13 protein-coding genes are annotated in these 15159 nt (G+C 57.5%); 9 read left to right on the top strand and 4 right to left on the bottom strand.

From position 1 onward, the window contains the following. The first annotated feature begins 1 nt into the window (after nucleotide 1). The 5 genes from RYZ18_RS07405 to RYZ18_RS07385 are packed head-to-tail and all read left to right on the top strand — an operon-like array spanning nucleotide 2 to nucleotide 3025. Nucleotides 2-355, top strand: a complete 354-nt coding sequence (locus RYZ18_RS07405; protein ID WP_317655906.1) for a Na+/H+ antiporter subunit C — start codon at nucleotides 2-4, stop codon at nucleotides 353-355. Continuing rightward, the gene (locus RYZ18_RS07400) at nucleotides 352-1875 is read left to right on the top strand and encodes a monovalent cation/H+ antiporter subunit D (RefSeq protein WP_317655905.1); all 1524 of its coding nucleotides are present in this window, start codon (nucleotides 352-354) and stop codon (nucleotides 1873-1875) included. Before RYZ18_RS07405 ends, RYZ18_RS07400 begins: the two co-directional genes overlap by 4 nt. 5 nt (nucleotides 1876-1880) lie before the next feature. Beyond that, on the top strand, nucleotides 1881-2372 hold the full coding sequence (locus tag RYZ18_RS07395; RefSeq protein WP_317655904.1) for a Na+/H+ antiporter subunit E: 492 nt from the start codon (nucleotides 1881-1883) through the stop codon (nucleotides 2370-2372). Further along, a complete protein-coding gene (locus tag RYZ18_RS07390; RefSeq protein WP_317655903.1) occupies nucleotides 2369-2638 on the top strand; it encodes a K+/H+ antiporter subunit F in 270 nt (89 codons plus the stop codon). Before RYZ18_RS07395 ends, RYZ18_RS07390 begins: the two co-directional genes overlap by 4 nt. A 9-nt stretch (nucleotides 2639-2647) precedes the next feature. Next, the gene (locus tag RYZ18_RS07385) at nucleotides 2648-3025 is read left to right on the top strand and encodes a Na+/H+ antiporter subunit G (RefSeq protein ID WP_411567095.1); all 378 of its coding nucleotides are present in this window, start codon (nucleotides 2648-2650) and stop codon (nucleotides 3023-3025) included. Here the strand turns inward: RYZ18_RS07385 and RYZ18_RS07380 are convergent, their stop codons facing one another. The 4 genes from RYZ18_RS07380 to RYZ18_RS07365 form a co-directional block, all read right to left on the bottom strand. Continuing rightward, complete coding sequence (locus tag RYZ18_RS07380; protein WP_317655902.1) at nucleotides 3026-3823, bottom strand: phosphatidylcholine/phosphatidylserine synthase; 798 nt, start codon at nucleotides 3821-3823, stop codon at nucleotides 3026-3028. It lies immediately after the preceding gene. Nucleotides 3824-3834: 11 nt separating this feature from the next. Then, nucleotides 3835-4515 (bottom strand): phosphatidylserine decarboxylase, encoded by a 681-nt coding sequence (locus tag RYZ18_RS07375; protein ID WP_317655900.1) that lies wholly within the window; start codon nucleotides 4513-4515, stop codon nucleotides 3835-3837. Between the two features lie 93 nt (nucleotides 4516-4608). Beyond that, nucleotides 4609-4989, bottom strand: coding sequence for a hypothetical protein (locus tag RYZ18_RS07370; RefSeq protein ID WP_317655899.1), 381 nt, complete (start codon nucleotides 4987-4989; stop codon nucleotides 4609-4611). After that, nucleotides 4986-5387 carry a thiol-disulfide oxidoreductase DCC family protein gene (locus tag RYZ18_RS07365; RefSeq protein ID WP_317655898.1) on the bottom strand — a complete coding sequence of 134 codons (402 nt, stop codon included), beginning with the start codon at nucleotides 5385-5387 and terminating at the stop codon, nucleotides 4986-4988. Before RYZ18_RS07365 ends, RYZ18_RS07370 begins: the two co-directional genes overlap by 4 nt. A 129-nt stretch (nucleotides 5388-5516) precedes the next feature. Between RYZ18_RS07365 and RYZ18_RS07360 the strand changes: the two genes are divergently transcribed. From RYZ18_RS07360 to RYZ18_RS07345, 4 genes are all read left to right on the top strand, one after another. After that, nucleotides 5517-6035, top strand: coding sequence for an Lrp/AsnC family transcriptional regulator (locus RYZ18_RS07360; protein ID WP_317655896.1), 519 nt, complete (start codon nucleotides 5517-5519; stop codon nucleotides 6033-6035). Nucleotides 6036-6192: 157 nt separating this feature from the next. Beyond that, nucleotides 6193-7356 (top strand): glycine cleavage T C-terminal barrel domain-containing protein, encoded by a 1164-nt coding sequence (locus RYZ18_RS07355; protein ID WP_317655895.1) that lies wholly within the window; start codon nucleotides 6193-6195, stop codon nucleotides 7354-7356. A 269-nt stretch (nucleotides 7357-7625) separates the two neighbouring features. Further along, entirely contained in the window at nucleotides 7626-11966 is a 4341-nt protein-coding gene (locus RYZ18_RS07350) for an autotransporter-associated beta strand repeat-containing protein (protein WP_317655894.1), read from the top strand. Nucleotides 11967-12093: 127 nt separating this feature from the next. After that, nucleotides 12094-15084, top strand: a complete 2991-nt coding sequence (locus tag RYZ18_RS07345) for a calcium-binding protein (protein ID WP_317655892.1) — start codon at nucleotides 12094-12096, stop codon at nucleotides 15082-15084. Nucleotides 15085-15159 lie beyond the last annotated feature (75 nt).

The raw sequence follows: 15159 nt of genomic DNA, 5'->3' as shown, positions 1-15159 counted from the left end.
GATGGAGTTTCTTGTAGCCAGCGCGGTCGGCATTCTGACCGCTGGGGGCGTTTACCTGATCTTACGGTTGCGGGCCTTTCCCGTGATCCTTGGTCTTGCCCTTTTATCCTATGCGGTGAACCTGTTTTTGTTCTCAACAGGCCGCCTTGTGGTAAATGCAGCGCCCATCCTCAACCCCTATGGTGATCAGCCCTACACGGATCCGTTGCCACAGGCCTTGGTTCTGACGGCGATTGTGATTTCCTTCGGGATGACGGCGGTTTTGGTGATGATCTCCTTGGGCTCATTTTTCGAGAACGAAAGTGATGAGATCAATCTTGACGCCGAAGACGCAGCAGAAGAGGGGACGAAATGATGCATTGGATCATTGCCCCCGTCATTCTGCCCGCGATGCTTGCACCGATCATCGCCTATGTGATGCGGCACGACATAACCCTTGCGCGGGTTGGGTCATTCGCAGGCGTTCTTGGCCTATTGGGTCTTGCGATTGGCCTCTTTGTAATGGCTTCGGGCGGCGAGACATTTGTCTATCGCCTCGGCGATTGGCCCGCACCTTTTGGCATTGTTTTGGTGCTTGATCGCCTTTCGGCGCTGATGGTCTTGCTCACGGCGATTTTGGCCTTGGTGGTGCTTTATCATGTTGTCGCAACCGATTGGGATAAGCGAGGCCGCCATTTCCACGCGCTCTATCAATTCCAACTTATGGGGATTGTCGGGGCATTCCTGACGGGGGACGCCTTCAACCTCTTTGTGTTCTTTGAGGTTCTCTTGATCGCGTCTTATGGGTTGATGATCCATGCAGGGGGCAAGATCCGTCTGAAGGCAGGCTTGCAATATGTGGTGATGAACCTTGCAGGCTCGACCCTCTTTTTGTTCGCGCTTGGCACGCTTTACGCCTCGACTGGCACGCTAAATATCGCGGATATGGCCGTGAAAATTGCGCAGGTGCCCGTAGAGGATGCAGCCCTTGTGCGGGTTGCAGGGATTTTGTTGCTGTTTGTCTTTGCGGTCAAAGCTGCGTTGTTCCCTGTGCAATTTTGGTTGCCTGCAACCTATTCCAACGCACCCGCCCCCGTTGCTGCGCTTTTCGCCATCATGACCAAGGTCGGGGCTTATGCAATCTTGCGCATTCACACCATCGCCTTTGGCCCTGAGGCGGGCGCGATTGGGGATATGGTGACCGCGTGGTTGATCCCAATGGCGGCTTTGACTTTGGCGGTTGGGGCGATTGGTGTCTTTGGCGCCAAACGTTTGGAGCACCTCATCGCCTATGCGGTGATCGGGTCAATGGGCACGATGATGTTGGCGGTTGCCGCCATGACCCCTGCGGCGGCCTCTGCGGCGATATATTACATGCTGAACTCGACCCTTGCGGCCGCTGCGCTGTTCTTATTTGCAGATATTTACCTGTCACGGCGCGGCGAAGATGGCAGGCTAATCCTTGCAGCACCTTTGGCGCAAAACGGGCTGTTTGCGGCTGCCTTTTTTGCCGCAGGGATTGCGATGGTGGGTATGCCCCCATTGAGCGGCTTCTTGGGCAAGTTGTTGATCCTCGAGGCCTTGGCCGATGGCCCGCATATCACTTTGGCCTTTTCGGCCATCTTGATAGGCTCTTTGGTGATGATCTTGGGCTTTGTGCGCGCGGGATCAATCTTGTTCTGGAAATCGGTTACGGTCGCACCAGACCCCGATGTAGAGGCCGCACCGCCTGTCACCCTATCGCAAGGGGCGGGAATGGGTGCGCTTGTCGCGCTCTTAGTGGGGCTGACCCTCTTCGCAGGCCCAATTTATGACGCGGGCGCGGCTGCGGCGGATCAATTGTTCTTCCCGCAGGGATATATTGAGGCGGTGCTTGCACCCCATGGCGAAGGATGACCCCCATGCTCAGACGCATCTTTCCACATCCCTATCTTTCGCTTTTGCTGACATTGGTCTGGTTGGGCCTCGTCAACAAGGTGACGCTTGGCAATATTTTGCTTGGCGGGTTCCTTGGGCTTGTTCTGCCATTGATGACCTCGATCTACTGGCCGCATCGGCCAATTCTACGCCACCCGTTCAAGGCGATCGAATTTATGCTGATCGTGCTGTGGGATATTGTTGTCGCGAATATTCAAGTCGCGAAGGTGATCTTGTTCAAGCGCAATACCAATATCCATTCGCAATGGGTGGTAGTGCCGCATGATCTGACCTCGGCTGAGGCGATCACGATTTTGGCGGGAACCATCACGATGACCCCAGGCACGGTTTCGACCATGCTGTCCTCGGATGGGAAGGCGATCTTGGTTCACACTTTGGACACGGATGATCCCGATGCCGTGCGCGATGAGATCAAAACCCGCTATGAGCGCCGTTTGAAGGAGATTTTCCAATGATCACCTATGCGTTGATTTTCGCGATGGCCTGTTTTGGCATCGGCCTCTTGGCCAATCTCTACATTCTGGCCACGGGCGCTGATCTTGCGGATCGCATCCTTGCCTTGGATACAATGGTGCTGAATGTCATTGCCTTGGTCGTGCTTTACGGCATTTGGCAGGGCACGGGCGTTTATTTCGAAGCTTCCATGCTGATTGCAATGGTCGGGTTTGTGTCAACCGTTGCTTATTGCCGCTTTTTGTTGCGCGGCGACATTATCGAATAGGGGATAGCGATGTTGGCAGAGATTATCATCAGCGCGCTCTTGGTCATCGGCGGGATTTTTGGCCTTGTTGGGTCATTCGGGATGATCAAGTTGCAAGACACGTTGCAAAGGCTGCACGCGCCGACCAAGGCCGCAACTTTAGGCGTGGGTGGGGTGCTTCTGGCCTCGATGCTCTACTTCCTATTGATCAAGGGGCATCTGAGCTTCCACGAGCTGTTGATCACCTTGTTTTTGTTCCTCACCGCACCGATTTCGGGTCATTTCATTGCCAAGGCCTATATGGCGCGGCGGGTGCGCGAAACGGAATTGCCGCCATCAGGTGGGGATTACGGCTGGGCCGCCTATAACGATCCACCCGCACAGCCTGAGGGCGATAAGACCGCTTAATCAGCCAAACAGCCTGCCGCGGGCCGTGATGATATTGCCCGCGATCAGCGCGCCATAGCCCGCGCAGATTGCAGCGAAGAGCGTCCAAGGCATCGAAAAGATCAAGCCGATAAAGACCACTGTGACAATCATCAAAGGTGCGATTGACCAGCGCGGGATTTTCAGCGCCTTTGGCGAAAAGGTTTTTAGCGTCGAGATCATCAAAATCGCCACAATCCCCAACCAAAGCGCGGCAGCGAACGGGTGCATGATTGGGAAATCCCAACCTGCAAAAATGAGATAAAGCGGCAATAGCCCCAACATTGCGCCACCTGGGGCAGGGACACCTACGAAATGGGGTTTGCTGTTTTCAACCTCTTCGATGACATCATCGAGATCAGGTGTGCTGTCCTCGGTTTTCTCAGGTTCGGCCCGCATGACGTTAAAGCGCGCAAGGCGCAGGCAACTTGCCCCCGCAAAGGTCAAAACGGCGATCCATCCTAAAGATCCAGTGCCATCCAAGATCATATGATAGACAAGCAGCGCGGGCGCGACCCCAAAGCAAAGGAAATCTGACAGGCTGTCCAATTCTGCGCCCAGGCGAGAGGTGGCGTTGAGGCGGCGGGCGATCAGCCCGTCCAGCCCGTCCATCACAGCCGCAAGCAGGATTAACACCACCGCCGTTTTGAACCGCCCATCCATCGCAAAACGGATCGAGGTAAGGCCCAAGCACATGCCTGTCAAAGTAACAAGATTGGGCAGTAGAAGGGCGAAAGGCACCCCCTCATTTCCAGAATTGCGCGAAAACAGACGTTTCATTGCCGCGGGCCTTAGTGTTGCGTGTCAGGGTCAAGCGTGGCGATCACAGTCTCGCCTGCGACCATGGTTTGTCCGATCTCGACCAAAGGTTCTGCGCCCTCTGGCAGGTAAATATCAAGCCGCGAGCCAAAGCGGATCAGGCCAAAGCGTTGACCGCGCTCCATCGCCTCATCCACAACGCTCCAACACAGGATGCGGCGTGCAACCAATCCCGCAATCTGCACCACGCCGTATTTGCGGCCATCGGGCAGTTCAACGGCGATGCCGTTGCGCTCATTATCGGTCGAGGCTTTGTCAAGCGAGGCGTTGAGGAATTTGCCCTCATGATAGGCCACGGCCGTGATCCGCCCCGCCGCAGGGATACGGTTCACATGGCAATTAAAGACGGACATGAAAACCGAGATGCGCGTCATCGGCGCCTCGCCCAAGCCAAGTTCGGCGGGCGGGGTCGCAGGTTCAAGCAGGGACACCACACCATCGGCGGGCGAGACCATCACGCCAGCGCGATCTGGGGTGACGCGCTCGGGGTCGCGAAAAAAGTAATAGACCCACACTGTCAGACCCGTGCCAATCCACCCCAAAGGTTCCCATAGCGCGAAGAGGACAAGCGTGATTGCCGCTGCAATGGCCACGAATTTGCGCCCTTCGGGATGCATGGGTTTGACAAAGGTGGAGAGCATCGAAACCGACATTTTGGCAATTCCTGAAAGGATTACGTTAGCGCTTGCCTAATCTGCCAAGGCCGATGCGTAAAGGGGCAATAACAGACGCCCGTCATTCTGCCCCTATGTGCAGGGCAGGACAAGGGCGTTGTCATAAACTGCGCCCGCGGCATCGCGATAGAGCCATAATTCATTGATTGCATCCGTCCAAGCGCCCAAATATGCCCCGCTCTCGAGATAAAAAGTAACTTCCTCGCCCCGATCCGAGTGTTGATGTGCAAATTGCGCGGTAAAGCGCGCCCGTCCATCATCAATCTCGGCCTGTGGCAGTGCCGTGGCACGCAGAGACGCGAAATAGCGCCGCGGTTGATCGACCCGCACTGTGGCCGTGACATCCCCCGCGCGACAGGTCAGCTCACGCTGATAGGGTGGGGTGGCGGTCGCAAAAGCAAGCCCCGCGACTGTGAAACCCAAGAGGGCCCATGCGGCAAGGATAGGCTTCACGATCTGTCCCCCCGTTTTGCCCTGCGCCGTTGGTGCAAATGGTAAAGGGCGGGTGCCGCCACTTTGCGATAGGCCCAATCCACTAAGGGGCGCAGCGGCCATAGCCCAACCAGACGCGCAATCCATCTTGTGCGCGGCATGGCCTGCCAAAGCGCCAAAAAGGCCGCAACCCCCGTTTGATGCAGATCAGGGTTGCCTGTGTCGCGTAAATGCAGCGCCCGCAAAGCTGTATCAGGGCTGATGCCCCAATCTGCGGCGGCCTCATCGGTGATGGGCACAAAACGCAGATGGTCGGGCGCGTGTTTCTTATACTGATTGATCTCCCAATTGCAGATGGGACAATCGGCATTGTAAAGCAGTTCGATTTTCGGGGTCGAAGGGGTGCTATGCTCGGTCATGGGCCAAAGATAGGGCGTGTTTGGGCATTGTCACCGCCTTTGCGCCAATCCTGCCGCCACGGCCGCCCCAAGGGTCGCAATCATCGCGGCCTTTGCCTGCGCCTGCGCCCATGCTAGGGGAGAAGGGTGATGAGTGGGGGATGTGTTTTGCGAGATCGACTAGGCCTTGATGCAACGGATATCCGCATTCTCAGTGCGGTGCAGAAGCATGGTCAATTAAGCAAAACAAAACTGGCGGAACTGGTGAACCTGTCTGCTACGCCCTGTTGGGCGCGCCTCACACGGTTGCGGGCCGCGGGATATATCAAAGGATATCACGCAGATATCGTTCTTGATGCGGTGCTCGACACCACACGGGTGATTGTGACCCTCTCGCTATCACGCCACCGCAAAACGGATTTTGAGCGCTTCGAGGCCTATGTGCTTGGCCGCGATGAAATCATCAACTGCGTCTCAACAGGGGGTGGGTCTGACTATGTGATGACAGTTGTCACCACATCCATGGCGGAATTCCAAGATTTGATGGAAACCATGCTGCAGGCTGATCTGCTGATTGAGCGCTACATGACCTATTTTGCAACGCGTTTGGTCAAGGCCGAACAGCCCAATCTGGCCAAGCTTGTTACGCAAGCGCGCAAAACCCCCTAGGCCGGTCTAGTCCAGCCAGACTAGCGATGCCGATTTTTTCAGTCTGACTGGTCTTTGAATGGGCCGATTTTTAGTCTCGCCGCGCGACCATCCTGCCTTAAATCCCGCTGATCAGGGACGGGTATCCCCCCGCCCATATCATCTGAGGGAGGCACAGATGCAGGTTCAGGATTTTGGCTTTGGCACGCAAATTCGCAAATCGCCCTATTTTGACGCAACCGTGCGCTGGGGCGCGCAGGGGTTTTCGGTTTACAACCACATGTATATCCCCCGCGATTTCGGCGATCCTGAGGCGAATTTCTGGAACCTCGTCAATGACGCCATCTTGTGCGATGTGGCGGTAGAGCGTCAGGTTGAGGTCACGGGGCCAGATGCAGCGGCATTCGTGCAGATGCTGACGCCACGCAATTTGTCCAACATGGCGGTGGGCCAGTGCAAATATGTTTTGATGACCAATGCCTCGGGCGGGATTTTGAACGACCCCATCCTTCTGCGCCTTGGTGAAAACCATTTTTGGTTCTCGCTTGCCGATAGCGATATCCTGCTATGGGCGCAGGGCGTGGCGGTGCATTCGGGGATGGATGTCACCATCACCGAGCCTGATGTGTCGCCCCTTCAGCTGCAAGGCCCGAAATCGGGCGAGATCATGAAGGCGCTGTTTGGCGATGAGATTGCCGATCTGCGCTATTACTGGTTCCGTGAGATGGAGTTGGACGGCATCCCCCTGATCGTGTCCCGCACAGGATGGTCAAGCGAGCTTGGCTATGAAATTTATCTACGCAATTCGGAATATGGCGATGCGCTGTGGGAACGGATCATGGCCACGGGTCTGCCGATGGGGTTGAAGCCAGGTCACACCTCCACAATCCGCCGCATTGAAGGGGGGATGCTGTCTTATCACGCGGATGCAGATATCCAGACCAACCCGTTCGAATTGGGCCTTGATCGCTTGGTCGATCTCGAGATGGAGGCAGATTTCATCGGAAAATTCGCGCTGCAACGCATCCGTGACAATGGGATCACCCGCCGTCAGGTGGGCGTGATTTTGGATGGGGCGCCCTTGGCCACGCCAAACACCCGTTTCTGGGCGCTGTCGCATCAGGGGCAACCCGTGGGCAAAGTGACTTCTGCGGTCTATTCGCCACGGTTGCAGGCCAATATCGCATTGGCCATGGTCGATCTGGCCGCCGCAGAGCTTGGCACAGAATTAGAGGTCACAACGCATGAGGGGCCACGGCAGGCCCGTGTTGTGGAAAAACCGTTCTTTGATCCCCGCAAAGAATTGGCTGCGGGTGCTAAGGCCGCCTCAATCAGCGCATAAAGCCCCGCGCGTCTTTCGCAAGATCCTATCAAAAACAACCCCGCCAGCATGACGCTTGGCGGGGTTTTTCTATGCGCCTTTGTCATGCCAGGGCAGTCTTCCCTCAGAAATATGCCCCAGATAACAATAATTATATTGATTATATTTTATATATTAAATTAAAATACAAAACGATCTGCACCTCAGGCTCAATCTGGCCGCGCGGGCAGAAATCTTTTTGGGGTTACATCTAGGGGCAAGCGTGCATGGGGATGCGGGCTTGGGATTGCATGACACACAGAATACGCGCTGTCTGCGCTGCGCCGATTTCATTGGCCAAACAGACAGGCATCCGCCAACGCAGCCTGCGCAAACATTGCCGCCTTGGCCGGGCGACCGAGCTGGTCTTTATCACCGCCCTTGGCACGGCGGTCATGATCGGCGGCGGGGCTGCGGCGCAAAGCGTGACCTATACCGACGGACAAAACCGCACCGATACTGTGGACACCGCAGGCGGTGTTGACCTGACGGTGAATGGCGCCGATGCCGCGACGCAATCGGGCGTGGTATCGGGCGCGGGTGACGTCAACAAGCGCGGCAGCGGCACGCTGACGCTTTCGGGCGCGAATACCTATACGGGTGTCACCAAGATCCACGCGGGCACGCTGGACGTGACGGGGTCCATCGCGTCGTCTCGCATCAACCTCTTCCGCGGTGAACTCCGCGTGGATGGAGCCTCGCTGCGGGATGATGCAACGGTCATACTTTCGGCAGGTGCGACCCTCACACTTGCGGGGGACGAGACGATCGGGTCACTTTCTGAGGTGGCCATTCCTGCGTTGGGCACGGTCGCGTTGGGCACCCACAGGCTGACTCTCACGTCGGGGACGGGGGTTGACGCCGAATACTTCGGGGCCATCACCGGCTCAGGCGGCATAACGGTGACCGGCGGCACCCATCAACTGATTGGTGGTACCAGCGGTCTCGACAATACCTTTACCGGGGAAGTCCGTGTGACCGGCGGAAGCCTGTTACTGAGAGCGAATGGATCGACCAGTGCCGTCGTCTCTGGCGGGACCCTTTCCGGAACGCTGGGGAGCGGTCTCACACTCACGATCTCGGATACCGGCACTTTCTCCAACAGCAGAACACAGACCATCGCCAGCTTGACGCAAAGTGGCACTGGCACATTGGCGGGCAATCAAAACCTGACGATTACGGGGGCTTATAACCTCAGCGGCGGTTCCGTGAGCAATACCGCCACGATCACGGCAGGCACATTCACCATGTCGGGGGGCAGCATCAATTCGGGCGCAACGGTAAATTCGGGCAGCACGAAAACTCTGTCGGGTGGCACGATTGCGGGCACTTTGGGCGGGGCGGGGGCCACATCGGTAACGGGCAGTGTCGTTGTCAGCGGCACATTAAGCGGCAGCGCAACCACGATCAACGCAGGCACGTTGCAAATCGGTGATGGCGGCACAACGGGCAGTTTGGGTACGGGCAATGTGGTCAATAACGCCAATCTGACCTTTAACCGCAGCGATGATTTGACGGTGACCAATGTGATTTCTGGCACAGGCGGGATCACGCAGGCGGGCACAGGCACACTGACGCTGTCAGGGGCGAACACCTATACGGGCGCAACGACGATCACCGCAGGCACATTGCGCGTCACGAATATCAATGCGCTTGGGGGCATAACGGGCAATACGGTCGTCTCCGATGGCGCAACGCTTGAGGTCGAAACGGGCGGAAGCGCGCCTTTGCGGGAAGGCACGATCACGCTGAACGGCACGGGCGTTGGGGGCGGCGGCGCGCTGCGCTTTTCGGGGATAGGTGGCAACATCGCCTCAAACATCTCCCTTGGGTCGAACGCGTCTATTGTGAGTGTCGCGTCGGGCACGGTGATCTTCTCAGGCGAATACAGAGACGCGTTCGGCCGTGCTCTATATAACATCACGGGCAATAATCACGACCTCACCTTCGGCGGAACGGGCCGGATGATTGTCGAAGCCGATATCATACTTGGCACGGGGTCGCTGATCAAAACAGGGGGCGGGCAGCTTGATCTATTGGGCAGCACCAGTCTTTCGGGGACATTCGCCGTCAATGAAGGCAGGGTTGAGTTCGTAGCGGGCGGCAATCTTACCTCGACAGGGCTTGTCACCGTGGCCTCTGGCGCGCAACTGAATTTGGTTGGCAACAATTCGATCGGCAATCTTTCTGGCGCGGGCGGGTTGGAGCTGGCCAATGGCACGCTGACCCTCGGCGATGGCAGTGACCAAAGTTTTTCGGGGGTGATTTCGGATAGCACGCGTAGTGAGGGCAACCTGACCAAACAAGGCAGCGGCACATTGACCCTTTCGGGGGCCAATACCTATAGGGGCGTGACCACGATCAACGCGGGCATTTTGCGCGCAACCCATAACGCGGCCCTTGGCACAACGGCGGGCGGCACGGTGGTGGCCAGCGGGGCCAGCTTGGAATTCTCAGGCGGCATCACCACGTCCGAGAACATCACCCTATCGGGCACAGGTGTTGGCGGTGGCGGCGCGCTGCGCAACATCAGCGGTAACAATGTGTTGAGCGGCGCGATCACCCTTATGGGCGACACACTGCTGAACAATAACACGGGAAGTTTTATCACAGGCGGTCTGGATCTGAACGGTAGCATTTCAGGCGCAGGTCACACGTTGTCTTTCAGCGGCAACAGCCGTTTTTCCCTGAATGGCAACATTGCCACTGGAACAGGCGGCATCACAAAATCGGGGACGGGACGGGTTATTCTTACTGGAACCAACAGCTTTACGGGCGATGTTGTGATCAACCAAGGTGATCTTTGGGTTCGAAATGGCAACGCGATTGCCGATACGGTCTTGGTGCGCGTGAACAGCGGCGGGACTTTTCGCATAGACGGGGCTGAAACCGTTGGGAATGTATCGGGGGCGGGCAATGTTGACATTGGCGTATTGGGGGGGGCTGGCCACCTGACCCTTGGCGATACGACCGATACCGAGATTTCGGGCGTGATTTCGGGTGGCAACGGCAACCTGACCAAACAAGGCACGGGCACGCTGACCCTATCGGGCACCAACACCTACACAGGCACGACGACCATCAACGCGGGCCGCTTGGCGGTGAACGGGTCGATCACCTCGGCCAGCACGGTCAATTCGGGCGGCACGCTTGGCGGTTCGGGCACGGTAGGGGCGGTCACGGTCAACGCGGGCGGGCGCTTGGCGGCGGGCAATTCCATTGGAACCTTGAACACAAGCAGCGTGACGCTGAACGCGGGGGCGATCTTGGAGGTCGAGGTTGACCCAAGCGATGCGGCCCGCGCCGATCTGATCAATGTCACGGGCGATTTCACGATCAATGGCGCAACGCTGCGCCATGTGGGGGAGGCAGGCACTTATGTGCCCTCCCGCACATGGCGGATCGTCACCACCACGGGCGCGGTCAGCGGCACATTTGGCACGGTCACCTCGGATTATACCTTCTTGGACCCGACCGCGATTTATGGGCCGAATTTCGTGGACCTGCGGCTGATGCGCAATGATGTCTCCTTTGAAAGCATCGCCCGCACCCGCAACCAACGCGAGACCTCGCGGGGGATCAGCACGATCTCGGGCAGTGATCCCTATAACACCCTTGTCACCCTTTCAGGCGATGCCGCGCGCAATGCGCTGGATCAATTCTCGGGCGCGGGTTTGGCTGCGATCGGGTCGGGGCAATTGGGCGAAGGTCAGGGGATGGTCGACACGCTGTCGGGCCAGATGGGCGGCGCGGGCGGCGGGATTGTGACCGCGTCAAGCCGTGGCACGGGTGGCGCGGCGCCGCTTTGGGCCAATCTCTATGGCACAGGCGCCAGCCGCGATGTCGATGGCATCACCACCGATCTGCGCAATGGCGGCGTGATGATCGGCCATGATCTGGATTTCGGCGCATGGCAAGGCGGGGTGATGGTCGGCTTTGGGCAAAGCCGCACCGACACCACCACCTTGCGCACCACGTCCAAGACCGACAGTTTCAGCCTTGGCACCTATGCCGCGCGCAGCTTTGGCGAGATGGATGTGAACCTTGGCCTGATCGCCACTTGGGGCGATGTGCAATCGACCCGCACACTGGCGGTGGGGGCGCTGAACCAGACGTTGCAGGCGCGCTATTCCACCCGAATGCTGACGGGCTTTGGCGAGGTCGCACGGCGCTTTGAGGGGGCGGTCTGGTCTGCCACGCCCTTTGCGCGGATCACGCAGCAATGGCTGCAAAATGACAGCTTTGCGGAGACGGGCGGCACGGCCGCCCTGACGCGGGGGGCTGAGACCACCAACCAAACCCTGCTGAGCCTTGGCGCGGAGGTGGAGCGCGCGCTTGGCATCGGCACGCTTTCGGCCAATTTTGCGCTGACCCAATCCTTTGGCGCAGGCGCGCAGGCCACCTACCGCCTTGGCAATTCCACGCCCTTTACGATTGAGGGCGATGCCGCGCGGGACACAAGCGTGGATCTGGGTCTGGGCTATGACATCACCTTGCCCAATGCAGCGACCCTCAGCCTAACTGCGGGCACCACCCGCCAAGGCGAGACAAACACGCGGCGGATTGGCGTGAATTTAGGCATGCGGTTCTAAGTAGGGTTTTAATGCCTTCATTGGCATTAAATTCATGCATCAAATTATGAAACTGTTGCGTATTAATGGGACGCCATTCCTTGATTGGCCGATGTGAGTACAAAGCAAAATCATTGGGAGGGCAGCTATGTTGGATGCATCAATCGCACGGATTGCCGTGTTGCAGGGCCAAAGCATCGGCCTGTTGCGGGAAGATTACTTTGGGCTTGACCAATTCACTTTGGTCAATGCGCAAGGCGGTGTGATTGAGCAGGCCTATGTCGCGCTGCGCGATGGTGACAGTCTCATCCTGATCTATGCCGATGGCACGCAAGTGATCTTAACTGATTACTTTTTGGGGGATGCCGTCCTTGTGTTGGAGGGGGTGAGTGGCGCAACAGCCCTGCCGCAAAACGCGCCCCCCATGGGCCTTATGGATGATCCGGCGCTGTTGAGTTTCGGAGGGCGGGCGGATCTTGCGGCCGCGATTTTGGCTGAGACACCACGGTTTTCTGCGCTTCAGAGCATCCTTGCATCACAGACATTGGCCTTTACCGGTGAGGGCGCAGTCGGTGGCAGCCTCAATGCCATATCGGCCCTCTCAGGGATCATAGCGGCGGGTGCTTTGGGAAATATCATTGACGACCGAAAAGGCGAAACCAAAGAGGCGCCTTTTAACCCCAATCAAACGATTTTCGGCACATCGGGCGATGACACGCTCTCTGGGGATGGGGGGAATGACACCATTGAGGGCGGCAGCGGCGATGACAGTATCTTGGGCGATGACGATAATGACCTGCTGCGCGGTGGCGCAGGGAATGACACTTTGGATGGCGAGGCTGGCAATGACACGCTTGCGGGGGAAGCGGGTAATGACAGTCTAGTGGGTGGCGATGGTGACGATGTTTTCACCATCAGCACGGGCTTTGGTGCAGATAGCATATTTGGTGGTTCTGGGGGCGAGACCGCGGGCGATACGCTTGATGCCAGTGGTGTCACCAGTGACATCACCGTCAGCTTCACGAGCACGACCGCAGGCAGCCTGACAGACGGCACGGATACGCTGAGCTTTTCCGATATTGAGACGTTTTTCACAGGCTCTGGCAATGATACCGTGACGATCAATATATTCTCCGACCCCGTCACGATTGATACGGGCGCAGGCAATGACAGTATCCGTGGCACGGACGGCGCTGACAGCATTCGCGGTGGTGACGGAAATGACACTATTATTGGGACGGATGGACGCGATACCCTTGATGGTGGTGCTGGCAATGACAGCATCCTAAGCGGGCCAACGGACAGTGTCGTTATATTTGGCGGTGCGGGCAACGATACCATCACCACCTCAGTGGGGGATGACACGATAGATGGCGGTGCGGGCGATGATTCAATCGAAGGCGCGCTTGGCGACAACAGTATCTCAGGCGGCACAGGCAATGATACGATCATCGTTGCCAATGGTGCCGACAGTCTTGAGGGGGGTGAGGGGGATGACCTTATCAATGCCGCATTGGGAGATAATACGGTCAATGGGGGCGATGGCAATGACACAATCACGGCCGCCTCAGATGATGATCTGATTGATGGCGGTGCGGGAGATGACACGATCAATGCAGGCGGTGGGCAGAACACGATCTCAGGTGGTGTGGGAAATGATACGCTCGTCTCGTCCATCGGGAATGATACAATTGATGGAGGCGAGGGGAATGACCAAATCACCTCAGGCGGCGGCCGCGACACGGTTGATGGTGGCCTAGGGGACGACCTCATTGATGGCGAGGCGGGCAATGACCGCATTATCGGTGGTGCTGGCAATGATACGATTGCGGGCGGCGCGGATAATGACACAATCATTGCAGATATCGGCAATGACAGTGTGTCGGGCGGCGATGGGGATGACCTCTTTGTTGTCACAGATGGCTTTGGCAATGACAGTATTTTGGGCGGTGAGGCGGTCGAGACGAGCGGTGACACGCTTGATATGTCGGCAGTGACAGGCGCAATCACACTCAGCTTTGGTGGGTCTGAAACAGGTTCGGCTGCTGCGGGCGGGGATACATTGGCCTTTTCCGAGGTAGAACGCATTCTCCTTGGGGGCGGCAACGACACGGCAAACGGCAATACGGGTTCTGAAAATATTGATGGCGGTGCGGGCGATGATTTTATCAGCGGCGCTGCGGGGAATGACACGCTGCTTGGCGGGGTGGGCAATGATAACCTGCAAGGGGGTGATGACAATGACAGCCTAGACGGGGGGCAAGGCAACGATGCCCTAACGGGTGGGGCGGGCAATGACACCCTATCTGGCGGGGCAGGCAATGATGTTTTGAACGCAGGGGACGGCACCGATCAATTGCTGGGCGGCGCGGGCGATGATCGTTTTGTGCTCAGTATCAACTTTGGCACCGATAACACGATTTCGGGCGGCGAAGCGGACGAGGTCAATGGGGACACGCTTGATCTTGATGCAGCTGCGGCGAATGTCACGATCACCATGACAGGCAGCGAAGCGGGTAACATCACCAGTGCGCGGGCAGGGACACCCACAGCCAGCTTCACCGAGATTGAGCGCATTATCTTGGGCATCGGCAATGACACTGTCACGGGCGCAGAGGGCAACGATATCGTTGACGGCGGTGCGGGCAATGACAGCCTTGTGGGCGGTGCAGGCAATGACAGCCTGTTTGGCAATATTGACCGCGACACGATTGATGGCGGCTTGGGCAATGACACGCTTGATGGCGGCGATGGCAATGATAGCCTCATCGGTGGTCTGGGGGATGACACAGTTCAGGGCGGTGCTGGAAATGATGCAATCAATCTCAGCGATGGTGGCGCTGATGTTGTCTCTTTCCAAGTTGTCGTGGATGACAATAGGGGCGGCAATGGTCTTGATACGATCACAGGCTTTGGCGCGGATGATCGCCTTGACATCTCGGGGCTGCTTGATGGCAACCAAAATGCCAGCAATATCGGGGATTATCTGACCTTCACATCAAGCGCAGGAAACACCACCATATCAATCGACCGTGATGCAGGCGGTGGCACATATGCGCAGAGTGATCTGGTGGTGATCATCGGCCAAGTGATTGCCGAAGATGACCTGACGTTCCTTACCAATAATTTGATCATTTAAGGGCCAGGCCAGCAACCAGAACGGCGCGGTGGCCCAAGAGCCGCGGCTTGGAGCCTGATGGCGGAGGAGGTGTCC

It is taken from the genome of Roseovarius sp. 10, from assembly GCF_033100315.1.
Taxonomy (GTDB): Bacteria; Pseudomonadota; Alphaproteobacteria; order Rhodobacterales; family Rhodobacteraceae; genus M30B80.
Note: the sequence above shows the minus strand (reverse complement) of the source record. Positions and strands in the feature narration are given on the sequence as shown.

Excerpts from the sequence above, each read along its gene's own strand:
- RYZ18_RS07405 (WP_317655906.1), top strand. The coding sequence starts at position 2 with ATGGAGTTTCTTGTAGCCAGCGCGGTCGGCATTCTGACCGCTGGGGGC.
- RYZ18_RS07400 (WP_317655905.1), top strand. The coding sequence starts at position 352 with ATGATGCATTGGATCATTGCCCCCGTCATTCTGCCCGCGATGCTTGCA.
- RYZ18_RS07395 (WP_317655904.1), top strand. The coding sequence starts at position 1,881 with ATGCTCAGACGCATCTTTCCACATCCCTATCTTTCGCTTTTGCTGACA.
- RYZ18_RS07390 (WP_317655903.1), top strand. The coding sequence starts at position 2,369 with ATGATCACCTATGCGTTGATTTTCGCGATGGCCTGTTTTGGCATCGGC.
- RYZ18_RS07385 (WP_411567095.1), top strand. The coding sequence starts at position 2,648 with ATGTTGGCAGAGATTATCATCAGCGCGCTCTTGGTCATCGGCGGGATT.
- RYZ18_RS07380 (WP_317655902.1), bottom strand. The coding sequence starts at position 3,823 with ATGAAACGTCTGTTTTCGCGCAATTCTGGAAATGAGGGGGTGCCTTTC.
- RYZ18_RS07375 (WP_317655900.1), bottom strand. The coding sequence starts at position 4,515 with ATGTCGGTTTCGATGCTCTCCACCTTTGTCAAACCCATGCATCCCGAA.
- RYZ18_RS07365 (WP_317655898.1), bottom strand. The coding sequence starts at position 5,387 with ATGACCGAGCATAGCACCCCTTCGACCCCGAAAATCGAACTGCTTTAC.
- RYZ18_RS07360 (WP_317655896.1), top strand. The coding sequence starts at position 5,517 with ATGAGTGGGGGATGTGTTTTGCGAGATCGACTAGGCCTTGATGCAACG.
- RYZ18_RS07355 (WP_317655895.1), top strand. The coding sequence starts at position 6,193 with ATGCAGGTTCAGGATTTTGGCTTTGGCACGCAAATTCGCAAATCGCCC.
- RYZ18_RS07350 (WP_317655894.1), top strand. The coding sequence starts at position 7,626 with ATGACACACAGAATACGCGCTGTCTGCGCTGCGCCGATTTCATTGGCC.
- RYZ18_RS07345 (WP_317655892.1), top strand. The coding sequence starts at position 12,094 with ATGTTGGATGCATCAATCGCACGGATTGCCGTGTTGCAGGGCCAAAGC.